Source organism: Helicobacter mesocricetorum (assembly GCF_900198605.1).
GTDB classification, from domain to species: Bacteria; Campylobacterota; Campylobacteria; order Campylobacterales; family Helicobacteraceae; genus Helicobacter_D; species Helicobacter_D mesocricetorum.
Genome location: NZ_FZPJ01000001.1, coordinates 45,731 through 71,334, shown reverse-complemented (window position 1 = coordinate 71,334; position 25,604 = coordinate 45,731). Strand labels below are relative to the sequence as shown.

20 protein-coding genes are annotated in these 25,604 nt (G+C 33.8%); 17 read left to right on the top strand and 3 right to left on the bottom strand.

What is annotated here, in order from left to right; translation table 11 throughout:
• The 3 genes from C6H18_RS00335 to C6H18_RS00325 form a co-directional block, all read right to left on the bottom strand.
• The coding region (locus C6H18_RS00335) for a hypothetical protein (RefSeq protein WP_158654843.1) at positions 1-193 on the bottom strand (193 nt) is incomplete at its 3' end.
• A 122-nt stretch (positions 194-315) separates the two neighbouring features.
• The gene (locus C6H18_RS00330; RefSeq protein ID WP_104721139.1) at positions 316-681 is read right to left on the bottom strand and encodes a heat shock protein transcriptional repressor HspR; all 366 of its coding nucleotides are present in this window, start codon (positions 679-681) and stop codon (positions 316-318) included.
• Positions 682-690: 9 nt separating this feature from the next.
• Positions 691-1,566, bottom strand: a complete 876-nt coding sequence (locus C6H18_RS00325; RefSeq protein ID WP_104721138.1) for a DnaJ C-terminal domain-containing protein — start codon at positions 1,564-1,566, stop codon at positions 691-693.
• Between the two features lie 136 nt (positions 1,567-1,702).
• On the opposite strand from C6H18_RS00325, the gene C6H18_RS00320 reads away from it, so the two are divergent.
• The 17 genes from C6H18_RS00320 to C6H18_RS00240 all read left to right on the top strand — a co-directional run bounded on the left by C6H18_RS00320 (position 1,703) and on the right by C6H18_RS00240 (position 24,813).
• Positions 1,703-4,474 carry a RecB-like helicase gene (locus C6H18_RS00320; protein WP_104721137.1) on the top strand — a complete coding sequence of 924 codons (2,772 nt, stop codon included), beginning with the start codon at positions 1,703-1,705 and terminating at the stop codon, positions 4,472-4,474.
• A gap of 8 nt (positions 4,475-4,482) precedes the next feature.
• Entirely contained in the window at positions 4,483-5,808 is a 1,326-nt protein-coding gene (gene nhaA / locus C6H18_RS00315; protein ID WP_104721136.1) for a sodium/proton antiporter NhaA, read from the top strand.
• Positions 5,808-6,923: a glycosyltransferase family 9 protein gene (locus C6H18_RS00310; protein ID WP_104721135.1), complete on the top strand. Its 1,116-nt coding sequence runs from the start codon at positions 5,808-5,810 to the stop codon at positions 6,921-6,923. The genes nhaA and C6H18_RS00310 overlap by 1 nt, the downstream gene beginning before the upstream one ends.
• Positions 6,924-7,024: 101 nt before the next feature.
• Positions 7,025-7,981: a glycosyltransferase family 9 protein gene (locus C6H18_RS00305; protein ID WP_158654842.1), complete on the top strand. Its 957-nt coding sequence runs from the start codon at positions 7,025-7,027 to the stop codon at positions 7,979-7,981.
• Positions 7,982-8,062: 81 nt separating this feature from the next.
• Positions 8,063-8,332, top strand: a complete 270-nt coding sequence (gene yajC, locus C6H18_RS00300) for a preprotein translocase subunit YajC (RefSeq protein WP_104721133.1) — start codon at positions 8,063-8,065, stop codon at positions 8,330-8,332.
• A gap of 8 nt (positions 8,333-8,340) precedes the next feature.
• On the top strand, positions 8,341-9,924 hold the full coding sequence (secD, locus tag C6H18_RS00295) for a protein translocase subunit SecD (protein WP_104721132.1): 1,584 nt from the start codon (positions 8,341-8,343) through the stop codon (positions 9,922-9,924).
• On the top strand, positions 9,924-10,895 hold the full coding sequence (gene secF, locus C6H18_RS00290) for a protein translocase subunit SecF (protein WP_104721131.1): 972 nt from the start codon (positions 9,924-9,926) through the stop codon (positions 10,893-10,895). Before secD ends, secF begins: the two co-directional genes overlap by 1 nt.
• 8 nt (positions 10,896-10,903) lie before the next feature.
• Positions 10,904-11,245, top strand: coding sequence for a DUF6394 family protein (locus C6H18_RS00285; RefSeq protein WP_104721130.1), 342 nt, complete (start codon positions 10,904-10,906; stop codon positions 11,243-11,245).
• 8 nt (positions 11,246-11,253) lie between these two features.
• On the top strand, positions 11,254-13,698 hold the full coding sequence (gene leuS, locus C6H18_RS00280; protein ID WP_104721129.1) for a leucine--tRNA ligase: 2,445 nt from the start codon (positions 11,254-11,256) through the stop codon (positions 13,696-13,698).
• Positions 13,695-14,192 carry a hypothetical protein gene (locus C6H18_RS00275; RefSeq protein ID WP_104721128.1) on the top strand — a complete coding sequence of 166 codons (498 nt, stop codon included), beginning with the start codon at positions 13,695-13,697 and terminating at the stop codon, positions 14,190-14,192. Before leuS ends, C6H18_RS00275 begins: the two co-directional genes overlap by 4 nt.
• On the top strand, positions 14,192-15,394 hold the full coding sequence (locus C6H18_RS00270) for a diguanylate cyclase domain-containing protein (RefSeq protein ID WP_104721127.1): 1,203 nt from the start codon (positions 14,192-14,194) through the stop codon (positions 15,392-15,394). The genes C6H18_RS00275 and C6H18_RS00270 overlap by 1 nt, the downstream gene beginning before the upstream one ends.
• Positions 15,384-16,517, top strand: a complete 1,134-nt coding sequence (locus tag C6H18_RS00265; protein WP_233704005.1) for a bifunctional folylpolyglutamate synthase/dihydrofolate synthase — start codon at positions 15,384-15,386, stop codon at positions 16,515-16,517. The genes C6H18_RS00270 and C6H18_RS00265 overlap by 11 nt, the downstream gene beginning before the upstream one ends.
• Positions 16,514-17,443: a M23 family metallopeptidase gene (locus C6H18_RS00260; RefSeq protein WP_104721126.1), complete on the top strand. Its 930-nt coding sequence runs from the start codon at positions 16,514-16,516 to the stop codon at positions 17,441-17,443. Before C6H18_RS00265 ends, C6H18_RS00260 begins: the two co-directional genes overlap by 4 nt.
• The gene (locus C6H18_RS00255) at positions 17,362-17,826 is read left to right on the top strand and encodes a bactofilin family protein (RefSeq protein WP_104721125.1); all 465 of its coding nucleotides are present in this window, start codon (positions 17,362-17,364) and stop codon (positions 17,824-17,826) included. Before C6H18_RS00260 ends, C6H18_RS00255 begins: the two co-directional genes overlap by 82 nt.
• Positions 17,813-20,842 carry a transcription-repair coupling factor gene (gene mfd / locus C6H18_RS00250; RefSeq protein ID WP_104721124.1) on the top strand — a complete coding sequence of 1,010 codons (3,030 nt, stop codon included), beginning with the start codon at positions 17,813-17,815 and terminating at the stop codon, positions 20,840-20,842. Before C6H18_RS00255 ends, mfd begins: the two co-directional genes overlap by 14 nt.
• Before the next feature lie 6 nt (positions 20,843-20,848).
• Positions 20,849-23,977: a S8 family serine peptidase gene (locus C6H18_RS00245; RefSeq protein ID WP_104721123.1), complete on the top strand. Its 3,129-nt coding sequence runs from the start codon at positions 20,849-20,851 to the stop codon at positions 23,975-23,977.
• Positions 23,977-24,813, top strand: a complete 837-nt coding sequence (locus C6H18_RS00240; RefSeq protein WP_104721122.1) for a TIGR00282 family metallophosphoesterase — start codon at positions 23,977-23,979, stop codon at positions 24,811-24,813. Before C6H18_RS00245 ends, C6H18_RS00240 begins: the two co-directional genes overlap by 1 nt.
• Positions 24,814-25,604 lie beyond the last annotated feature (791 nt).

Sequence of the window (25,604 nt, the reverse complement as noted above, 5' to 3'; positions counted from 1 at the left end):
GTAAATTAGAATCTACTTTACAATACAAATTAGAGTCTAGTTTAGTATCTATTTCTAAAGTTTGAGTATGGATTGTGGATTCTAAAAGATTAGAATCAATTTTTACAGAAGATAGGCTTGGTGGAGTAGCTACAAGAGAAGGCATTATTGGCCCCCCCCCCCTAATATTTATTACATTGTTAGTTGGTTGCATTGGGACTCCTTTTTGTGTTGAAGTGTTTAAACTTAATAATACCTAATAATACTTTGGTATTAATTTTTGTTTAAAAATAGTGCATTTTACTTAAATAAATATAAAATGTGGCTTTGGAGAAATTATTTTTGAAAAATAATCACCTCATAAGAGCTTTCTTTTTTTAGAACTGATTTATGGGATTGGTTGCTTTTGAACTTTTCTAAATTAATTCGCAATTCTTCTAATTCTTTGTCTTGCTCATCTAGTTTATCTTTTAGCCTCAAGATAATATCAACTCCTGCTAGATTAACCCCTAAGTCTCTTGTTAGGCGCAAAATGGTTTTAATTTTGTCAATATCCCTTTGGGAGTAAAGACGCATCTTTCCATCTGTTCGTCCGGGCTCTACTAAACCTTCTCGCTCGTATTGACGCAAGGTTTGTGGGTGAATGGAGAGAATCTTTGCAACGACACTGATAAGATAAACGGGTTCGTCATAGCTATACATTTTGCTTCCTTATAAATATTTTTCTAAAGATTCTACTAATTCTTTAGGTAATGAATCAATATCGGGTAAAAGAATATTGGCTTCTAGGTATAAATCCCCATTTGTTTTTGTTTTGCGGTTATAAGCACCTAATTCCTTTACTCTAAATCGTTGGTGATTTTTTGTGTTTTTTGGGATTTTTAAAGTAATGTTTTTATGGAGTGTTTCAATCTCTATCTTTCCGCCAAAAAGTGCTGTTTTTAGCGGTAAGTCAAAGGTTTTGGTTAGATTATCTCCTTCTTGGGAGTATTGTGGGTGTGGAGCCACTGTTACTTTTAGTAATAAATCTCCATTTTGGCTGCCTATGCTTTTGCCTTTGCCTTTTAAACGAATGGTTTCTCCATTTTTGATTCCTGCTGGGATTTTAATATCAAAGCTTTGGTTTTGTAAATTTACATTGTGTTTGCCTCCTAATGCTGCGGTGATAAAAGGGATGGTGATTTGTGCGTTGATGTCAAGATTGGCATTTTTAAAACCCCCTCCAAAGCTGTCAAAACCTCCAAAACCATTAAAGTTCCCCCCAAATCCTCCTTGCGAAAATCCACCACCTGCACCAAAGATTTGGCTTAAAATATCATCTAAATTGACATTTCCTTGCCCTCTTGCAAAATCGTGAAAATTCTGTCCCCCAAACATTGAATCGCCAAATTGGTCGTATTGTTTGCGCTTTTTTTCATCACTTAGGATTTCATAAGCAGCATTGATTTCTTTGAATTTCTCTTCGGCTCCTTTTTCTTTATTAATATCAGGGTGATATTTTCTGGCAAGCCGGCGATAAGATTTTTTGATTTCTTCTGCATTTGCATTAGGAGATACCTCTAAAGTATCATAAAGACTCTTTGACATTGTTTGTTCCTTAAGAAATAATTAAATTTTATACTCTTAGTGTATTATAGTATAAAACTTTAGCTTATGTCAATCAACTTTTGGAAAATGAAGGAATTTGTTATAATTTTAGACTTTTAAATCAAAGGAAAAACGATTGGATAAGGCTTTGTTGTGTGTGAGCGCAAGTGCTGGTAGTGGAAAAACTTATAAATTAGTGTGGAGGTATATAGAATTGCTTTTTTTGGGGGCTAAACCCTCTAGTATCTTGACGCTTACCTTTACCAAAAAAGCCGCTAAAGAAATGGAAGAGCGGATTATTAAGGAGATTCAAAGTATTTATCGCCATAGGAATGATGATAATTTTATAAAAAAAGTTGAGTCTAATATTGATAATAATGGTATTCTAGTAAAGCAGATTCAAGAGAGAATTTCTTTTATTTATCAAAGTTTTTTAAAAGAAGATTTGAAAATTACGACTATTGATGCCTTTTTTCAGAAGATACTTAGGAGTTTGTGCTGGTATGTGGGTGTGGAATATGATTTTAAGATTAAGCAAGATAATTTAGAGGTTATTACAGAGAACTTTTTGAAGCTTTTAAGCAATGAGGAGTCTAAGGAGGTTTTAGAGCTTTGTTATGAAAAGAGAGAGCAGGGGTTGCAAAGTGTTTTAAGGCTTTGTGAGTTTTTGGATTTTTTTAAAGAAATGCTTGATGAATCTTTGTTTGTAAGCTCTATTTTTAAAGGTGATTATGAGCAAGAAGCGTTAGCTTATGCTAGGGGGATACAAGAGTCTTATTATGCCCAAAAAGGAGAGCTTCACGAACAATTAAAATTTGATGATTTTATGACTTTGCTTAGTAAATGCGAAACTTGGATTTTAAAAGAGAATTTAAGGGAGTATAGGGGGTTTTCTAAAATACTTTTTAATGATGAGGACTTTATAGGGCTAAAAAAGGCAATTTCTGGGGTTTTTTTAGAGCAGGAGACGTTGTATTTGCAGAGATTTTATAAGGTTTTTAAAGTTTATTTAAAGGCAAAGGAGCAGTATTATGCAGAAAATAATCTTTTGAGCTTTAATGCTGTTTCTTCTAAGGTCTATAAGTTGCTCTCTAATAAGAACTTCCCTAAGGACTTTTTGTATTTTAGGCTAGATAGTGTGATTAGCCACATTTTAATAGATGAGTTTCAAGATACTAGCATTTTGCAATATGAGATTTTAAAGCCTCTTATTGAAGAGATTAAGGCGGGGATAGGTTCAAGGCAGTTTTTGCGGAGCTTTTTTTATGTTGGGGATATTAAGCAATCTATTTATCGCTTTCGCGGAGGGAATCCAGAGCTTTTTAAAATCGCATCTAAGCAAATGCAGCAAGAAAATATGAAAAAAAATTATCGTAGTGCTAGGCATATTGTTGAATTTGTTAATGCTACTTTTGATGGCAAGATTGAAGGTTTTATCCCACAAATCCCGATGATTGAAAAAGAGGGCTATGTGAGGGTTTGTGGTTGTGAGGTTTTAGAAGAGGAGGTGTATTTGAGCATTGTTAAAATGCTTGAATATGGTGTTAATCCCTCTGATATTACGCTTTTAGTCTTTGATAATAAATCGGTTGTGGAGTTGGCGACATTTTTGCAAGAGAGGGGATTAAGGGTAGTTATGGATACTAGCACAAAGCTTATATTTCATAATGAAGTTCGGGCATTGATTCAATTTTTAAAGTTTTTAGATACCAAAAACCCAATGTTTCAAAAAGAGTTTTTTATGCTTTTGGGCTTAGAGGAGGAGAGTTTAGAGGAGTTTTTAAAAACTGTTAATAACCCCATTAATAACCCTGCAGAAATTTTATTATCGCTTATGCAGAAATTTGGGATTGCTAGTTTAAGTGCTAAGAGATTTTTAGAAGTGGCTTTGGAGTTTGCTACTATTAAAGAGTTATTAGATGGGGTTGAAACCTTGCAAGAAGAGATTGTTTCTAGTGATTTTTCTGGCATTCGGATTATGACTATTCATAAATCTAAGGGATTGGAGTTTGAAAATGTCTTTATTATTGATAGGAAAAGCTCAAGAAATGCAATTTCTAATGGACTTTTTTTTGACTTTGGGGATGATGGGGTAAGTATCAAAAGAATCTTCAAATATGATAATCACAAAAGGAGTGCTATAAGAATGTCCTTAGATGAGAATTATAAGGACGCTTTTTTAAAAGAAAAAGATTTAGCAAAGAAGGATTTAAAAAATCAGCTTTATGTGGCTCTAACAAGGGCAAAACAAACAATGCAAATTTTTTATGGACTAAAAAACTCTCAAAGTGCCTTTGAAGAGATAGGATTAAAAGATGAAGAGAGAGGAGAGTTTATCAAGTCTTTAGAGCCTACAAATTCTAAAATCGTTATTCCAGAATCTGCTTTTGAATATCCTCATCGGGCAATGTTAGAAAATCTTGGTAGGCAAGAGCAAATACAAGTGGCACAAAAAGAGGCGTTACAAGGAGATATTCAGGCTCTATCCTTTGGGATTGCTCTGCATTTTGCGATGGAGCAGAAGCTAAAAAATCATTTAGAAGATGCTTTACTTTTGGAGATTTTGCGTAATAAAGAGGGATTTTATTTATCCCAAAAGAGCTTACAAGAAATTCTTAAGAAATGTAATTTGTTGCTTAAAAATCATCAATTTAATGAAATTCTACAAAAAGGTAGTGTAAAATGCGAAGTTTCTTTTTTATCTAATGGAAGACAAAAACGTTTAGATCTTTTGGTTGAGAACGAAGAGGAAGCTTTTATTATTGATTATAAAAGCGGACAGCCAAATTCTGCTTATGAGATTCAAATGCGTGAATATATGCAGAGTGTTACGATGATTCTTAAAAAGCGAGTGTATGGCTATATTTTTTATACCCAAGATAGCGGAAGATTAGTTAAGATTGTATAGGGGAAATTATGGAATTACAAAACAATAGTGGAATTTTAGAAACTCTTAAAAGACTTACAAAAAGTGAGTCTTTTGCGGGTGTGTTGTTACTTTGTTGTGCGGTTTTAGCAATGATTGTTGCAAATTCTCCATTAGGCGAGTGGTATGCAACACTTTGGAAAAACAAAGTAGGGTTTGATGTTAATGGAATCTTTATAGGTATGAGTTTAGAACATTGGATTAATGATGTTTTAATGGCTTTTTTCTTTTTGGTTGTTGGTTTGGAGATTAAAAGAGAGGTTTTATTTGGCGAGTTAGCGGGATTTAAAAGAGCTGCTTTACCTGTGATTGCTGCACTTGGGGGTATGGTTGGTCCGGGACTTATTTATTATGCCTTGAATGCTGGAACACTTTCAGAACACGGATTTGGGATACCTATGGCAACGGATATTGCCTTTGCATTGGGGGTTTTATCGGTATTGGGTAAGAGGGTGTCTGTTTCTGTGAAAGTATTTTTAGTTTCTTTAGCCGTAGCGGATGATTTAGGAGCAATTATTGTGATTGCGCTTTTTTACTCTAGCGGACTTAGTTTTTCTTGGCTAGTGGTGGCAGCGGGTATTATCCTTGTTTTAGTGATTTTAAATAAAATGGGAGTAAAAGCCCTCACTCCTTATATGGTATTGGGAGTGTTTTTATGGATTGCTGTCCATAATTGTGGGATTCACGCCACAATTGCTGCTGTTGCTTTGGCTTTTACTATCCCTGTATCTCCAAAAATGGATACGCTTTCTTTTATGGAAAAAATGAAAATCGTTGTATCGCACTTTCAGGAAGCAGAAAAGCAAAAAAATGGTGTTTTGCTTCAAAGTGAGCAAGTAGAAGCACTGCATCATCTAGCACAGCATAAAAACGCTGTCCAAAATCCTTTGTTGCGCTTAGAACACGCATTAGCTCCTTATAGTAGCTTTTTGATTATGCCTATTTTTGCTTTTGCTAATGCAGGAGTAACCATAGGTGCTAATATTGATTTTGGGATTGATCATGTTTTCTTGGGGATTTTATGCGGGTTAGTGTTGGGTAAGCCCATTGGTATTTTTCTCTTTACTTTTTTAGCCGAAAAATTAGGTATCGCAGCTCGTCCTCAAGGTGTATCTTGGGTAGAGATTTTTGGAGCAGGTGCGTTAGGAGGGATTGGCTTTACAATGTCGATTTTTGTAACAAACCTTGCTTTTAGTGGAGAACACGCTCTAGTGGCAACAGATGTGGCAAAAATTTCTATTTTGATCGCCTCTTTTACAGCAGGTATTTTAGGGAGTATCTTCTTCCTTGTGAGAGACAAGGTTACTCATCACTAATGAGATGGGCGTTTGCTCGTCTTTTCTCTTATGAATTATTGATGTATCTTTTAAAAAAATCGTTAAATATCCTTGTTTTAGGCAACATTATACGTCAAAGGATTGGGGATGAAATGGTCTGCATTCCTATGTATTATGCGATTAAATGCCTTTATCCTAATGCAAAAATCTCTGTTTTAACCCAAAGTCGAATCCTTTTAGAGCTATTAAAATGTGAAAAACAAAGAGAGCTTTATGTTAATGAAGTTTTATTGGTTGAAGATAAGCAAAAGTGGCAGAAACTTAGTTTTGATATTCTTTTAATCGTGGAACATAATAATCTTGAAGTTTTAAAGATTGCCCAAGAAATTCAAGCAAAGTTAAAAATTGTTACCTTAAGTCAATCTCTTTTGTTTTCTAAGCAAGTTTTTTTCTATTTTAGTCGCTATTTGCGAGGAATGAAGGTTTTTATTAATCCTTATTGGTCGCAAACACATAGTGAGATACAGAGGAATTTAAATTTAGTTAGACAAATAAATACGAGGATTTTTGATAGGGGATTTTCTGCTATTGATTTCTCCTTAGCAAAATTACCGATTTTAGAAACTACATTTTGGAGAAATAGGTCTTTATTGGCAAGTTTGAGTGGAGGAGGGGAGCAATATTCTTTAGTTATAGGTATTTTTCCTTTTGCTAAAAATATGAATAAAAAAGCTAATCTTACAATAGATGAGTGGAAGTTTTTAGCCCAAAGTTTAAGTAAAGAGTTTCCTGAAGTTTTATTGGTGTTTGTTAATTATCCTAGCACGCAATATTATTTTATGCCTTTTGTAGAAAAAAATCTTAAAGTGTTTTATAATCAGCAAGGTTTAGAGGATTTGGTGGCATTTATCCATTCCCTTGATGGAATTTTAGGTGTTGATAGTGGGCATATTCATATTGCTGATAATGCAAGAATACCTATTTTAGAAGTGATTGCAAAAAAAGTCTCCAAACAATGGAGTGGAGGATTCTACGGAGGATATTTTCAATCTCTTCAATTATCCGCTAATTGGAGAGAATATGAACAAGAGAATCTTAAAATCTTTTTTAAAAAGGCTAGAGAGTTTATTATCTATCTTCAAAATAATAAATAAGGGACATTGATGAATTTTTTAAGAAAGATTTTGTTTAGGGGGGGGGGGGATTTCCTCTTAGAATAGCTGTTTATTTGCCTTGTGCAGGAGTGGGAGATGCGATGGTAAATCTAAAAAGCCTCTATACCCTAAAGTTTCTCTATCCTAAAGCAACTTTAAGCTTGATTACGAAGTTTGATACAGCGAAAAATTTATTTAGGAATGTGGATTTTATTGATGAAATAATAAATTATGCAGAAATTTTACAGGATAAAAAAAGGGCTTTTGATATTGTTTTGCTTGTTATGCAACACGATAATCTACAAGCCATTGAATCAGTCAAGAAAATTCCTTCTAAGCGAATTTTAACGATTTTTTCTAAGAATCTTTTATTTCATCAAAAAATGTTATTTATTTCGGGAGTTAAGCGAGTGATTAATCCCTATTGGAGACAAAATCGTGCATTTATGGAGGGGAGTTTAAATCTTGTGCGCACTATCAATAAAAGGCATTTTGATAAAGAATTTCCAAAGATTGATTATTCTCAAGTATCACTGAATGTAGGAGAGGAGAATATCCGATTTATGGATAATACATTTGAAATATTAGAATCTAAAAAATATCTCAAAATTATTGGAATTAATCCTTTTTGCGTTACCCTCAAAGCTCATAATTTTTCTTTTTTAACTTGGCTTGAAATTGCAGAGAATCTAGCGAGAAAATTTCCAAAATTCCTTTTTGTCTTTATGGATTATCCAAAAAGTGGTGTGGAGTTTCCTAAAATTGAGCAAGAAAATATTAAGGTTTTTAAAAACAATGAGGATTTATTGAATCTTGTGGTGTTTATTGGTAAATTAGATTGTTTATTAAGCCCAGATACAGGGAGTGTGCATATTGCAGATTATTTGAAGATACCAACTTTAGAGCTTATAAGGGAGAGTGCAAAGAGGAGGTGGCAAGGTGGTGGTTGGGGTGGAGTTTGTGAATGCGTTATTTTGCCTAAAGGTTGGCATAGAAACCAGAGAGAGTTTGCAAAGATTTTTTGGCAAAGGGCTGAGGAATTTATCAATCTAAATTAGCTTAAAGATTTAATTAGTAAATCTTTGCTAGAATAGCCACTTATTTTTAAAAGCTGAAACATAGCTGAATAAAGGTTGTTTATGGAAAATGCTGAAAATATTTTTATGCAACTTCTTCCTTTAATTGTCTTAATCGCGATTTTTTATTTTTTAATCATTCGTCCCCAGCAAAAACAAGCCAAGAATCATAAAGAAATGATTGCTGCTTTAGACAAAGGAGATAAGGTTATTACAAGTGGAGGGTTTATTGTAGAAGTCGTTAAACGCGAAGAAGATTATTTTATGGTGCGCTTGAATGATGATACGATTGTGAAGTTAGCAAAAGATTATGTTGCTAGGAAAGTTGGATAATCTTTTCAATGAGAAAGCCTTTTAATAGCAAGTTATTTTTTTTTATTTTAGCGACACTTTTTGGAGTTATTTTGTCTTTGCCTACTTTTTTGCAAACGCAAGGTCCTAAGATTACTTTAGGGCTTGATTTGCAAGGGGGATTGAATCTCTTGTTGGGTGTGAAGAGCGAAGAGGCGATAAAAGTGCGTTATGCAACTTTAGCTTCTGCTATTAATCATTATAGTGCAGAAGAGCAAATTTTGCTTGATAAATTAGCTGTAAGTGAAGATGCTTTAAGCTTTGAGTTATTGGATTCTAATGAAAAGGCAAAGATTGATAAATATCTTAGTGAGCAGGAAGGGTTAGAGGTTATAGAAAAGGATTTGAAATACACGCTTAGGCTAACTTCTAATGAAAAAATTAATTTAGAAAATTTTGCTATTGAACAAGCTATTGGTAATATTCGCAATCGTCTTGATCAATTTGGCTTATCAGAACCTAGTGTGATTAAACAGGGTAACGATGCAATTTTAGTGCAATTACCCGGCATTAAAACCCAAGAAGAGGAACAAAGGGCTTTAGAGCTTATCTCTAAAGGTGGGCATTTGCAAATGATGGCTGTTGATGAAGCCAGAAATGCTAGAGTGGCTACAATGAGTGAAGTGGAGGCGCAAAGTTATGGGGATGTGATATTGCCCTTTATAAACAACCCCCAACAAACAATTTTGCTAAAAGCTATTCCTATTTTAGATGGTAGTATGCTAACAGATGCAAGGGCTGCTTATGACAATAATGGGCAACCTATTATTAATTTTACGCTTAATTCGCAAGGAGGAAGAATCTTTGCAGATTTTTCGGGTAAAAATATCGGGAATCGTATGGCAGTTGTATTGGATGGAAAAGTGTATTCTGCACCTGTTATTCGTGAAAGAATTGGAGGTGGTAGCGGACAAATTAGTGGAGGTTTTAACGTATCTGAAGCTAGTGATATTGCCATTGCCTTGCGCAGTGGGGCTTTACCGGCTCCTGTTTTTTTGTTAGAAAAAAGGAGTGTTGGACCAAGCTTGGGTGCTGATAGTATTAAAGCCTCTATGATAGCCCTTATTAGCGGAGCAGTGCTTGTGATGCTCTTTATGGCTTTTTATTATGGGATTGCAGGGGTGATTGCTAATTTAGCTATGGTTGTCAATATTTTGCTAGTAATTGCGGTTATGGCGATTTTTGGAGCTACTCTTACTTTGCCGGGTATGGCAGGTATCATTTTAACAGTGGGTATGGCAGTGGATGCTAATGTGATTATTAATGAGAGGATTCGGGAGGGATTTAGAGCGGGAGAGAATTTTATAAAATCTATGGAAAATGGTTATATGAATGCCTCAAGGGCTATTTTTGATTCTAATCTTACCTCTTTGATTGCTGCTGTTTTGCTCTATGTGTTTGGGACAGGAGCTATTAAAGGATTTGCCATTACTATGAGTATAGGTATTATAGCTTCTGTAATTACAGCTATTGTAGGAACTCACGGTATCTTTAGGTTATTGCAAGAGAGAATTATGAAGTCTGGAAATTATGCTCTTTGGTTTGGTTATAGAAGTTGTAAAAGGAAGTTGTAATGGATTTTTTTAAATATAATAAAATCTATGATTTCATAAAAATGTCTAATTATGGCATTGCAATTTCTGCAGTCTTGTTTGTTGTTTCAATTATTTTGTTTATTAAGCCCGGTTTTTCCTTGGGGATAGATTTCGCAGGTGGGACTATCGTGCAGATTCAATATACTAAAGTCGCCCCTTTAGCTGAAATTCGCAAAAGATTAGAAAGTGTAGAATCTTTTAAGGGATTCCAAGTGAGTGAGTTTGGCTCTCCTGAAGAAATTCTAATTAAATTGCCTACTGCTAATTCTTCTGTGGAGCAAAATATTGGCGAAGAAATTGCTAAATTGCTTGATGATACAGGGGAATTAAGCATTCGTCGTGTGGATATTGTGGGACCAAAAGTTGGAAATGAACTTAAGGAAAAAGGGGCTTTAGCATTAATCTTAGCCCTTGTTTCGATTATGGTTTATGTTTCTTATCGTTATGAGTGGCGTTTCGCCTTAACAAGCATTCTTGCTTTAATCCACGATGTAGTGATTACAGCAGGTGCTGTTGTTTTGTTTAAGATTGATTTGAGTTTAGAAGTGGTTGCAGCACTTTTAACCTTGATTGGTTATTCCATTAATGATACCATCATTATTTTTGATAGGATTAGAGAGACAATTAATTTGCGCCTTAATGATGATTTAAAGAGTGTTATTAATGAGGCTATTTCAGCCACACTTTCAAGGACGATATTGACTTCTTTAACCGTGTTTTTCGTAGTTTTAACTTTGTATTTATTTGGCGGTGAAATTATCAAAGGCTTTAGTCTTCCTATGCTTGTAGGCTCTATTGTTGGTAGTTATAGCTCTATTTTTGTAGCAAGTAAGCTTATTGTTTTGTTGAAATTTGATTTGAAAAAATATCACCAAATGTTAGCAGAGAAAAATAAAAGAGCCTTAGAGAAGAAGAAGTTAAGAGAAATGTATGAAAGAGGCAGAATTTAGGAGCGTTTATGGACTGGGGAAAAGTTATTTTTATTTTTTTTATTTTGATGAGTTTGACTTCAACGATTGGTTTTTTGTATGAGCAAAATGTTATTATGCTTTTTATTGCCGCTGGTGTTAATATGCTCTCTACAATTTTAAAAGTAGGGGTTAGGAATTATATGTCTTCAGAGATTATGGCAGCCTCTTTGGTTGCGGATTTGCATTTAGTTCCTGCTTTTATTTATATGCAGGCATTTAATGATGTTGCTGTTGCTGTTGCACTTGCCTTAGGGGCTTTAGCAGCTAACATAGTTTCCATTATTTTTGTCGTTGTTGAGAGTGTCAAGAACTATAATAATTATAGTTAGGAGTGGTGATGGAGTATAATGCAAAAGTTATTGAGGCAAAATGGCAGAATTTTTGGGAACAAAATAATGCTTATGAGCCTAAAGAAGATACGAAACTTCCTAAAAAATATATTTTAAGTATGTTTCCTTATCCTAGTGGGAATATCCATATGGGGCATGTCCGTAATTATTGTATTAGTGATGCGATTGCTAGAAGATTCCGAAAAAAGGGTTTTAATGTTTTGCATCCTATTGGTTGGGATGCTTTTGGAATGCCTGCAGAAAATGCAGCTATCAAGCATAAAACCCATCCTAAAGATTGGACTTATAGCAATATTGAAAATATGCGAAAACAGCTTTATTCTCTTGGTTTTTCTTTTTCTAAAACTAGAGAATTAGCCACTTGTGATACTCTCTATTCTAAATGGGAGCAAAGTTTATTTATTGATATGTGGGAGAAGGGACTTATTTATCGTAAAAAAGGTTTTTTGAATTGGTGTCCAAAAGATCAAACCGTATTAGCTAATGAACAGGTTATTGAAGGAGGGTGTTGGCGTTGTGATACGCAAGTTATTCAAAAGGAGATGTATCAATATTTTATTAAAATCACAGATTATGCGCAAAGTCTTTTAGAGGATTTAAGCCTTTTAGAAGGTAAGTGGCCAAATGCAGTTTTAACAATGCAAAAAAATTGGATTGGTAGGTCTGAAGGATTAAGCTTTAAGTTTTTATTAGAAAATCCTTTAGAGATTGATGGACAAGTTTTAAAAGATGTAGAAGTCTTTACTACTCGTGCTGATACTATCTTTGGTGTGAGCTATTGCGCTTTAGCACCAGAGCATCCTTTGGTAATGGCTTTAATCCAACAAGGATTATTAAAAGAGGAGATTCAACAACAAATCCAAAGAATGCAAAATGTTGCTATTAAAGAACGTTCTTTGCAGGAAAAAGAAGGGTTTGCTTTAGGGGTTAATGTTATTCACCCCTTAACTCAAGAGAAAATACCTCTTTGGACAGCAAACTTTGTTTTAATGGGATATGGGAGTGGTGCTGTAATGGGTGTCCCAGCACACGATGAGAGGGATTTTGATTTTGCTAAGAAATATCATCTTCCTCTTAAGCAAGTCATTGTTGGGGATAGTGATACTCCATTGCCTTATTGTGGAGCAGGGAAATTAATTAATTCGCAAGAGTATGATGGATTGGATTCAAAAACTGCTAAACAAAAAATCATTGATTATTTTCAAAGAGAAAATTTAGGTTCGGTTGTGATTAATTATAAATTGCGCGATTGGGGGGTTTCTCGCCAAAGATATTGGGGGACTCCTATACCGCTTATCCATTGCAGTAATTGTGGAATTGTGCCTGAAGATAAGGCAAATTTACCTGTTAAATTGCCAGAAGATGTAGTGATTAATGGGGAGGGAAATCCTTTAGAGAAGCATACTCTTTGGAGGAAGTGTGTTTGCCCAAAATGTGGGAGAGAAGCGCAAAGGGAGAGTGATACTTTAGATACTTTTGTAGAATCAAGTTGGTATTTTTTGCGCTATACAACCCCGCCACAAAAGAGAGAAGAGGTAATTTTAAGTGCAGAAGATGAAAAGTATTGGATGAGTGTTGATGAATATATTGGAGGTATTGAACACGCTATTTTGCACTTGCTTTATTCTCGTTTTTTTACAAAGGTTTTAAGGGATTTAGGATATACGGAGCAAAGTGAGCCTTTTTTGCATTTACTTACGCAAGGTATGGTGATAAAAGAGGGTGCTAAGATGAGCAAATCAAAAGGAAATGTTGTCAATCCCGAAGAGATTATTAGAGAATATGGTGCTGATACAGCAAGGCTTTTTATTCTCTTTGCTGCTCCTCCTACCAAAGAGCTAGAATGGAATGATTCTGCATTAGAAGGGGCTTTTAAATTTATTAAGCGATTATGTGCGAGGATAGAGAAAGCTCAAAAGATGAATGCCCTACCAAGCATTGACACCCATAAACTCACCAAAGAAGAAAAGTTTGCTAGAAGAAAGATCTATGAGGCTTTAAAAAAATCCAATGAAGTGTTTAGCTATGAGAGCGGTTATGCTTTTAATACTTTAATTGCTGCTTGTATGGAAGCTCTCAATGCACTAAGTGAGCAAGATAATGCACAGATATGGAGTGAGGGATATTTTGTTTTATTAAATGTCTTAGAACCTATTATTCCACATATCTGCTGGGAGCTTAGTCAGCAATATTTTAATTTGGAAAATTTTAAAGAATTATCTATTGATGAAGAAGCCTTGCAAACTGATGTTGTTGTTATGGCAATTACGATTAATGGAAAACTTAGGGGGGAGATTGAAGTAGCTTTTGATACCTCTAAGGAGATTATCATAGATAGGGCAAAAACCTTAGTTGCAAAATGGCTCCTTGATAAGAAGATTCTTAAAGAGATTGTTGTGCCTAATAAATTAGTTAATTTGGTGGTTGTATGAAGAAGTATAGTTTGCTTATTTTTATGCTTGTTTTGATGGGTTGTGGTTATACGCCTATAGCTCATCATACTAAAGAAGCTTTTGGGGATAGGGTTTTTGTAGAAGTCAAAATTGATGTAAGAGATCCTAAAAATAGTGTAACTTTAAAAGATGAGGTATCTAAGGCTATTTTTAAAAAGCTCCATACTCCTATTGGGGACAAAGAAGATTCTATTGCAGTGATTGAAATTATTTTAAAAAATATTAGTTTCTCCCCTCTAGCAGAAAATACCATAGGTTTTTCGACTTTTTATCAATGTCAAACAGAGATTGAATTTAAATATACGAACAAAGTTACACAAAAAACGAGAGTTTTCACTAAGCAGGGATATTATAATTTTGCTTTAGGTGATGTTTCAGTTATTACGGATTCTATAAGAATGGAAGCGATTAATAAAGCAGTTTTAAATACCTTAGATAACTTTATTTCACAAATTGGGATTGATATTTCATAATGCCAAATATAAAATTGATAGCCAGAGAAACTTTACGGCAGCTCATAGAAAACAAAATTGAACCAACACCAGAGGCGTATGAAAAAGAATATTATCGCCAGATGAAAAAGATGGGGATAAAGACAAAGGAAGAAGAACCCATTGATTTAAATCGGTTATTAGGAATGCTTCAAGGAGATGCTAAGGAGATTGGTAATAAAACTTTTAAAAATAAAGATGAATTAACGATTTTTCTTATCAAAGTGCTTAATCTAATTTATCATTATAGAAAAAACTTTAATACCTTATTAGAAACAGAAAAGATTTTTTTAAGATTGTTATCTACTCATCCTAATAAAGAGATTAATACCCTTGCTAAAGGTGAGCTTATAGAAATAGATAAAATTAGTTTTCAAGCCAAAGAGAATTATAAAAAACGTTGGATTGAGCAATCTCAAAAACACTTAGAAGTAAAATGGAATGATTTTGATAAAACTTTAGAATTTATTAGTGATTTGAAAATAGCAAATGATAAATTTAAAAGTTTGCAAAAGGAAGTAAAGAAGTATTTAAAGGGCAGTAGGGACAGAGAGATTGGAAAAAATCTCCTAAAAAAAATAGAAACTTTTTTTCAAGAATTATCTCTTTCTCCTACCCTCCCAGAAGAAGATTTAAAGCCCGAGCAAACATTGAATGCTGAAAAAACTAGTGTTTTAAAATATACGGATATGGATTCTTTGCCAATTAATTCTGCAACGACTTTGATAAGCAAGGAAGGTATGCAAGATGTTTTGAATTTTGCCGAAAGGGAATATAAAGAAAATAAGAGAAATTATGCGGTGGTTGTTTTTGGTATTGTGGGTTATGATCAAGCCATTGAAGCTCATGGAAAGGAAGCATTAAAACGAGTATTGGCTATACTTGGAAAGTTTTTAAAGCAATATAGTAATGCTAGTGATTTGATTGCTTATTATGGGGAGGAGGAATTTTTAGCTTGTTTATTAGAACGACAAAAGGATCAAGCTATTGCATTTATTCGTCAATTAGATACAGAAGTCAAGAAAAGCACTTTTATCTATCAACAAACGCGTATTCATATAAAACTTAGCGCTCAAGTTTCACACCGCATTGATGAAGAAAGTTTAGAGAAAATGCTAAAGGTAACTTTAGAGGAATTTGTGAAACATAAAGATACACAAGGCGTTATTGATTATGAAGATTGAAGATTTTTTAGAACAAAAGGGGAGTGAATATGCCCCTTTTGATCCTAGAAGAGCTCCAACTATTTTACATTCTTTGCCTAATTTGTCTAATTTAAAATGTAAAATTATCCAAGTTATCGGAACTAATGGGAAAGGTAGCGTAGGACGCTTTTTAAGTCTTTTGCTAAGACAAAGAGGTTTTAATGTAGGGCATTTTTCTTCCCCGCATTTGCTACATTTTAATGAACGTTTTTGGTTAAATGGTGCAAATGTTTCTTTGGAAGATTTAAATAAGGCTTTTTTGAGCTTAAACCCAAAGTCTCTCCAAGAGGCTAGTTATTTTGAAGTTTTAACTTTTTTGGCTTTAGAAGTTTTTAAGGAATGTGATTATTTTGTTTGTGAGGCAGGACTTGGGGGGGAATTTGATTCAACAACAACTTGCACTAAGCCTATTTTAACCCTTTTTACTTCTATAAGTTTTGATCATCAGGAGTTTTTAGGAGAAAGTTTGGAGGCTATTGCTAGAACAAAGCTTAATGCAATGGATAAAAGGGCTATTTTAGGAATCCAAAGTTTTTCTCCTGTGATAAAGATCGCCAAAGAGATTGCAGAAAATAAAAAAACACAATTATCTATTTTGGATTCTAAAGATATTTCAGAGGATATAAAAAAATATTGTTATAACAATGCCTATCCTAAGTATCAGCAGGAGAATTTGGCTTTAGCTTATTATGCTTTTAGGGATTTAGGGTATGAAGGAGATATTCTTAATCTCCCAAAGCTAGATTTACAAGGAAGAATGCAACAATTATTTTCCAATGTATGGCTAGATGTGGTGCATAATGTAGGGGGCGCAAAGGCAATTTTAGAAAATTTTAGTAAAGACAAATATATTTTAGTTTATAATTCTTATAAAGATAAAAACCCAAAGGCAATTTTAGAGGTTTTAAAGCCCATTACTAAAAGTCTAGAGATTTTTGCTTTGAATCATCCAAGAATGATAGCAAAGGGAGATTTAGAGCAGATTTTAAAGATATTAGGAATACCTTATAAATATTTTTCGACTTTAAACAAAAACGAGAAATATTTAGTTTGTGGTTCTTTTAGTGTGGTGGGAGAATTTTTGAGAAAGTTTAAAAGATGAAAAATCGATTTATCGTAACTATTACAGATATTAATGGGTCTAAACAATATAATATCCATCAGTATATGAAACAAATTATTTTGTATGTTGTTTTGCTGGTAGTAGTGATTTTTTTCTTTAGCTTTATTTCTATTCAATTACTCTTAAAAGAAGTTAAGCAGATTGAAGACAAGCGAAATTCGATGCAAAAAGAGTATTTGAAAATTAATGAAAAAAATCAACATCTTCAGGATTTAATTAATGAAAAAACTGAAGAGCTTATGATAGTTTCTGATAGAATAGAAGACTTAGAGGGGATTGTTGGGTTAAGTGATAGGATTATTGAGACAGATTTAAGTCTTGTAGAGAGGGTAGATTTAGCAAAGATTACAGGAACGCAAAAAGCTTTGGTTATGCAGTTAATCCCTAATGGATCTCCTTTGCGCGGTGCTTATCGTGTTACAGCGGAATGGGGATTAAGGGTGCATCCTATTACAAAACGAACGCATTCTCATACGGGAATGGATTTTGGGGTTCCTATTGGAACTCCTATTTATGCACCAGCTGATGGTGTAGCGGATTTCGTGGGTGGTAGCTATAATGGTGGATATGGAATTATGGTAAAATTAGAGCACGCTTTTGGATTTAAAACCTTCTATGCACATTTAAGCCAAATTGCTGTGCAAAAAGGAGATTTTGTAAGACGAGGGCAATTAATTGCATATTCTGGGAACACTGGAAGAAGCACGGGACCTCATTTGCATTATGAGATTCGTTATTTGGCAAAGGATTTGAATCCTCGACCCTTTATAGAATGGACTATGAGGGATTATACAGAAATTTTTGAAAAGGAGAAGAGTATAAAATGGCAATCTTTACTAACGGTGATAAACAGTCTATCGGAAATTCAGGAAACACAAGTATTATCGCTCAAGGCACTAGAATAAAAGGTGATATTCTTAGTGAGTGTAATTTACATATTGATGGGAATTTAGAGGGCGGTATTATTGCTAAAAATAATGTAATAATTGGTAAAAATGGCAATGTCAATGGGAATATTAATACAGAACATTTAGTGGTAAGTGGTAAGGTTATGGGAAGTTGCACTTGTAATATTATAGAGATTTTGCCTCAAGGGAGGATTGAAGGGGAGATTGTCGCTAAAGAACTTATTATTGAAAAAACAGGTGAGCTTGTTGGTCAAAGTATTGTCCATAAAGGTAATGAATATAAAAATGTTTATGATACAGAATATAAGCAATCTTTTGGGAACACTATTAAACCTAATAGTATAACTCTTCAAAACAAGGAAGCTATTGAGTCAAAGTAGTATTTATGAGTTTTTAAATACTAACAAAGGTCATTTTCAAAAGACTTATAAAGAAGGCTTAATCTTTCTTGTCGAAGATAAGATTCAAGCCCATAAGTTAAGTGATGTAGCAGAGTTTCTTGGGTTTAAGTCTTTTGTCTTACCTGATTTTGCAGTGGTTTTTGGGGAAGATTTAAGAAGCTATCAAGAAGAACTTTCAGAAATTTTTAACACCCTTAAAGCATTTTATCAATACAAAAAAGAGAAATTATTATTCGCTCCTTTGCATACTTTATTGCATAAAATGCCAAAATTAGAATCCTTGCAGGGCTTTAAAATAGAATTTGGAATGTTGATTAATTTGCAAGAATTTAAAGAACAGCTCTTGCATTTTGGTTATGAATTTGTAGAATTTGTAGAGATGGGCAGGGAAGTCTCTATTCGTGGAGATATTATAGATATTTTTCTGCCTCATTTAGAAAATCCTGTGCGGATTTCTTTATTTGGTGATGAAGTAGAAAGCATAAGAAGTTTTGATGTCCAGACGCAAATTTCTTTTAAAGAAGAAATAGAGGCTTTAGAGATTCCTCCAGCTTTTTTTAATCTTGATAGTTTAGGCTATGAGAAGCTTTTGCAAAACATAGAAAAAAATCTTGCTAAAGAAGAAGTGCAAGATAGGAGTAATGCTTTGGTTGCTTCTTTTGGGTTATGGTATTTGGAGGATACTCAATATTTATTCCAAGAATACCCTTGTAAATTATTACCCCAAGTCTTAACATTAATCTCAGAAATTATGAAGTTTAAAGAGCATAATACGCAGGTTTTAGAGGAGATTTCAACCTTTGAAGTTTTAGAAGAATCGAGTCATTATCAAGATTTTGATTTGAAGTTTAATCAAATTTCTACCTTTTTAACATTACATAAAGATAAAAAAATCACCATTATTTCTAAAACACAATCCCAACTTCATCAAGCAGGGATTCTCCCTAGTGAGCATAAAGAATATGAATTTTGTTTAGAGAGAGACTATGGTATTTGGATTTTAGGTAAAGAGCTTTTAATCCTGTCTTTAAATACTGCTACGAAACGAAAACAGAAGTTTGTAAGTAAGATTTTAATTGATGAGTTAAAAAAGGGCGATTATGTCGTGCATATTGATTATGGGGTAGCACTTTTTAATGGCATTATCCAAGCCAATATTTTTGGAGCAACTAGAGATTTTATTGAGTTAAAATATTTAGGAGAGGATAAGCTACTTTTACCCGTAGAAAATCTTGATAGGATTGATAGATACATTGCTGATGGGGACGGAATACCTCTTTTGGATAAATTAGGCAAAGGTTCTTTTGCTAGGCTAAAGGAAAAAGTGCGTGAAAAATTGCTTGTTATTGCAGAGGCTATTGTGGCTCTTGCTGCAAAAAGAGAGCTTATTGATGGGATAGCTATTGATACCAATAAAGAAGAAATTTTACTTTTTCAATCTCAAAGTGGTTTTGTCTATACGCAAAGTCAAAAAAGCGCTATCAAAGAGATATTTAAAGATTTATCAAGCCATAGGGTTATGGATAGATTACTAAGCGGTGATGTTGGATTTGGTAAAACAGAAGTGGCTATGAATGCTATGTTTGCTTGTTTTTTAAGTGGCTACCAATGCGCTATTATTGTCCCTACAACACTCCTAGCTTATCAACATTTTCAGACTATTGAGAAGAGATTAAGTGGTTTTGGGGTGAAGATTGCAAGGCTTGATAGGTATGTATCTACTAAAGAAAAAAAGGAGATTTTAAAGGGTTTGCAAAGCGGAGAGATACAAATGGTTGTAGGAACGCACGCACTTTTGAATGTGATTTTTAAGAATCTTGCCTTAATGGTTGTAGATGAAGAGCATAAATTTGGCGTTAAACAAAAAGAAAAGATTAAAGATTTAAGCACGAATATTCACCTCCTTACGATGTCTGCTACACCTATTCCAAGAACTCTTAATATGGCACTATCGCATATTAAAGGCTTAAGTGAGTTGAAAGAACCTCCAAATGAGAGGTTGGCAGTTAGGAGTTTTGTTAAGGTGTATTCGGATTCTTTAATAAAGCAGAGTATTTTAAGGGAGTTAAGAAGAGGTGGGCAGGTTTTTTATATTTATAACAATATCGCCTCTATAAAGCGCAAAAAGGAAGAAATCTTAGCACTTTTGCCCCATTTGAAAATTGCTATTTTGCATTCACAGATTCCTCAACAAGAGGGAGAATATATATTGTTGGGCTTTGCTAGAGGAGAGTTTGATATACTTCTTTGCACTTCCATTGTGGAATCTGGATTGCATTTACCCAATGCTAATACGATTTTAATTGATAAGAGTGATAGATTTGGAATTGCGGATTTGCATCAACTAAGAGGAAGGGTAGGTAGGGGAAACAAAGAGGGGTTTTGTTATTTTCTGCTAGAAGATTCTACACCTATTACTCAAGAAGCCAAAAAAAGGCTTTTGGCTTTAGAAAAAAATTCTTATTTGGGGAGTGGTGGTGCTTTAGCTTATCACGATTTAGAAATCAGGGGAGGAGGGAATCTTTTAGGAGAAGCACAAAGTGGGCATATTAAAAATATCGGTTATTCCCTTTATTTAAGAATGCTTGAAGAGGCGATTTATACCTTAAGTGGGAATATTAAAGAAGAAAACAATATAGATGTTAAATTAAGTGTTACAGCGTTTTTAAATCCAGAGCTTATTGCATCTGAATCATTGCGCTTAGAGTTATATAGGAGACTTTCTCGTTGCGAGGATGCTAAAAATGTTTATGATATTGCTAGAGAGATTGAAGAGAGATTTGGGCAATTAGATATTTATTCTAAACAATTTTTAGACCTTATTATAATTAAGATTTTAGCAAGAAATGCTAGAATCTCTAAAATCTTTAATTATGCAGAAAAAATCGCTTTTGTTTTTTTGGACAAAAAGCAAGAGACTTTTTACGCAGAAACTAAAGAGGAAGATAAGGTGTTAGAGGCGGTTTTTGTGAAATTGAAAAATATCTTTAAGTAGGGGAAAATGCGAGTTTTAATTATTTTATGGATTTTTTCGTTTGTAAAAATTTTGGCAGATAATTTTGTGAATTCTAAAGCTTTAGATTTAATTAATGCACAAGATGTTTATAAGCAAGGTATTACAGGTAAGGGTGTTAATGTCGGTGTGTTGGATTCTGCTATGAATAAAAATCATATTAGTTTAAAGAATAAAATAGGGGGAGAAGCGATATTTGATGCCTCTAGTAATGGACATGGAAGTCATGTGGGAGGCATTATTGCTGGAGAGAAACTTGATTCATCTAAGCCCCACGGTGTAGCTTATGATGCTATGCTTTATTCTGGACAAATCTTTGGGAATGGCGTTCCTCCTAGTTTTACAGACTTTTTTACAAAAAATAAGGTAAAGATTATTAATAATAGTTGGAATGATACATTTTATCCTTTTGTTGGTATTCAAGATTTATCTTTTGATAGGGGATTTTTTTATGATACGCAGCCATCCGAGTTTTTTTTACAAAATGTCTATCAATTTTCTTATGCCGAAGAAATAAGTAATTTAGCGCAAAAAAATCAGACATTGCTTGTGTTTGCCAGTGGAAATGAGGGAATCATTTCTTCAGGATTGAATTCTATTTTGCCAAGTTTTGATGAGAATTTACGTTCTTTTATTAATGTTGGCTCTCTAAATGCTGATGGTGTTTTTAGAGATGGAGATAAATTAAGAGTAACCGCTAAGGGAGTGAGTGATTTTAGTAATGGTTTTTTAAAGAGCGAAAATTATTCTTTAATGGCATTTGGAGGGCAAATCAATAGTGTAGATGCTAGAGGTGTAAATGACTATTTCAAACAAAGTGGAACTTCTATGGCAGCTCCTATGGTGAGTGGTGCAGCGGCATTAGTGGCACAGAAATTTCCCTTTTTAAATGGTAAGCAAATCGCAGATATTTTATTAAGCACAGCTAATAAAGATTATCAAGCCCCTAAATTGGTGGTAAAAAGAAGCACCAATGTCAATAACCCCAATAATGTGTATTATACGATTATTTATATTGATAATGCTCCACCAGCAAATAATAATACGCAGCAAATTAAGCAAGATTTGATAGCAGAGGGCTATACAGGCACTGAAGCAGATAATATTTTAAATAATCTTATTACAAAGGTAATCCCTGCAAATTATGAGGCAGTTGTTCGATTAAGTAGGGAAGCTGTCTTTGGGCAAGGCATTTTAGATGTAAAAAAGGCTTTAGGGGGGGTGGCTACCTTAGATGCTAATCGCCTTAATGATAGAGACAAAGCAAGGCTTAAAAATAATACCGAAGAACTCTATTATCAGGTTGATACACAAGGGGCTAATGCAGAGTTTAGTAACAATATTGCCCAAAAGCAGTGGGATGATAGTCTGCATTATAGTGGTGCAAAAAATCTGCCAACAAATATGCAAAACCTTAATGTTGGGTTTATTAAGAAGGGAAAGGGAGAATTGACTTTTAGTGGTGTGAATACTTATAGGGGTTCTACTATCATTCAAGATGGAGCATTGAGATTAAAAAGGAGTGCTAAAAGCGGGGGGGAGCTAGTTAATAGTAATGTGTTTGTTGAAAAAGGCGGGAAACTAAGTGGTAATGGGATTATTCATAAAGATTTAATGAACGAAGGTGTTGTAAGGGTTGGTAATGAGGATTTGAGTAATTTAGAAGTGAGAGGGACTTATAGACAAGTAGGTGTAGATAGTCTTTTGCAACTTGATTTTGGGCGCGATAAAAACTCTTTACTTCTTGCTGGTAGTTATGATATTCAAAGTGGGGTATTAGAGTATATTCCCCTCCAGCAGTTTTTTTATAGTGGGGAATATGTCAAAATTGATTTAGGGAAACTTGGCGATTCTATTGATAAATTCACAGAAGTGAGGGTTAAGGAAAATAATGCGATGAGTTTTGAAGCTGTGCTTGATGCAGATAAAACAACGATTAATGCGGCTAATAAAGGAATTATTGTTGCTCCTGCACTTAAAGGAGATGCTTATAATACCGCAAATAGTAATGTAGGAAGTGTTTTAAGGGAAATAAGGAATGATAGAAATTTATCGGAGGGTTATAAAAATTACTTTGCACTCTTAGATAATAGTCCTAATTCTGTGCAGATTTTAGAAAGTATTGAGGGAAAGAGTTATTTGGACAATGCAGCTTCAGATGCTAATAATAGTTTATCTACCACACAGCATAATATGCTCTTTGCTCTTAATCCTAGTGCTGCTACTTCTTTAGCCTTTAATCTTCATCAAGAACCCCAATATTTGGCTTCTGTAAGTAGTGATAGCTTAACAAACACTTGGAACTTTTTAGAATTAAATAATAAAAACCTTTTTTGGTATCTTAGTCCTTCTTATAAAAAAATTAATGGAGATGGTAATAAGGGTTATTCTAGTGGCGTAGATTTAGCGATTGGAAAAGATATTAATAGTGATTTAAGGGCGACTTTGAATCTAAAATATTCTAATACTGATTTAGAATTTAATCAAAGTGATTTTGATTCCAAGAATGCAAATTTTGGGGTCAATACGATTTATAATCTTGGAGCTTTCAAGCTTCTTGGTGGAAGCTTTTTTAATTATGGTTTTAATAAAATGAATAGGAATGTTTTAGGTTCTACTAGCTCCATTAATGCCAAATATAATAGTTTATCAGTTGCTTTGCAAATGGGTGTAGCAAAAGATTGGGAATTGCAGGATTTTACTTTAACGCCTTTGGTATATCTTAATTACGCCTACTATCATCAAGAATCTTTTAAAGAAAGTGGAGAATTATGGTCTAAAGAGTATCAACCAATTAATCATCATACCACCTCCTTAGCTAGTGGTTTAAATCTCTCTTATAGCTTTGAAGATACATTCTTAAAACATACCTTTTCGGGTTTTGGAATATATGAATACCGATTAAATGGAAAAACACTTAAAAATAAAGCACGATTTAATGATTTTATAACACAGAGCTTTACCCAACAAAATGAGCTTAACAAATACCTTATTTCACTTGGTGTTTCTTATTATTTAACATATGGGGATTATTTTTTTAATCTATCTTTAGTAGATGAATTAGCAAGAAGAGAAAACAATATGAAGTTATCAGGTTCTTTTGGAATGAGATTTTAATGCGTTTTGGCTTTATTGGTGATATTGTAGGGAAGATTGGCAGAGAAGGGGTGCGCAGATACTTACAGACTGCTAGAGAAGAATATCGTTTAGATTGCATAATTGCTAATGGCGAAAACGCAAGTCACGGCTTTGGGCTTGGCGTTGGTGCTTATGAAGAATTAAAATCCTATGGGATAGATGTTTTTACAGGAGGGAATCATACTTGGGATAAAAAGGATATTTTTCCACTTTTAGAGCAAAAAGATTCTAAGATTTTGCGTCCGTATAATTATCCAAAAGCTGTGATTGGAACAGGATTGTATTGTGGAGAAATAAATCAAGAATCTTTTGCCGTGCTGAATCTTATGGGACATTTTGGAATGCCACAATGTGATAATGCTTTTATTTGTGCTAAGGAAGTTGTTGAGGATTTAAGACTTCAGGGGATAAAGAATATTATTATAGATTTTCACGCCGAAGCTACTAGTGAGAAGCGAGCAATGTTTATGATGCTTAAAGGAAAAATTGGGGCGATTTTAGGCACTCATACGCATATAGGGACTGATGACTTAGAGATTTTTGAGGGGACTTTTGGAGTAAGTGATGTAGGAATGAGCGGTGCTAGAGAAAGCGTTATTGGTATGAACCTAGAAGAACCTATTGAGCGATTTTTAACAGGAATCCCTAATAGGCTTAGTGTGCTAGATAAAAAGGGTGTTGCGAGTGTCTTTCAAATGATAGTATGTGAAGTTGTGCAAGGGCAATGTATAGAAGCCTTTAAGCTAAAAGCCGTGGATAATGGAGTTTTACAAAAGACATTGGAAGCAGACAAGAAAAGGACAAATCTTTGTTAAAGATGCTAAAACTTTCAGTGGAATCTTAAGCTACCTGTTAGGATTTAATGGTTTTTTGCAAACACAACAAAGAGCAAAAGCAATAAGCAAAAAGTCCAAAATAATCCAAACTTTAAACTCCCTTCTTTAGAATCTTATAGTGATTATAAAGAAGATTTAAAGATAAAAACAAGTCTTTCTTACAAGTTAGGAGAAGCATTCATCGTTGCTAATTCTGTGCGGGGTGGGGGGTGAGATTATTTGCTTGCCTTATCTTTTTTTAAAAATGCGTGAGTTAAAAAAGACATCAAACAAATAAAATCTTCTGTTACTTAGTCTTAAAAATCTGTCTCCTTCCAAAATTTACACCTAATTCTTAACGCAAATTTTGTGATGATTTTTGTGAGTGTTTTAGATACCCTTTAATACGAGCTTAAAACCCATTTTTCAAAGGCATTTTGTGATGTTTTGTGAAAAAACTAAGCTTAATTTTCATTTTAAATCAAAGTATTTTAAAGAACAAACTATTATTTGACCGCATCTCAAAGCCACTCACTCTATAAATTTCGCACTTTGATAAAATACCCCCTTATAAATAATGCAGTGGAAACTTGTCGTTAAACAAAATTGCAAAGTCAAACAAAATTCTGTAAAAACAAAAATGCAGTAGTTTTGTAGAGGAATGAATTAATAGATTTCTGTGAAATTGAATGGATTGCTGTTGTATTGAGATTGTTATTTAATGTAGAGCAAAGAAATTAAGTGTATTTAAAAACAAGTAGTGGATAATAGAAATTATTTAAAATTCTAGG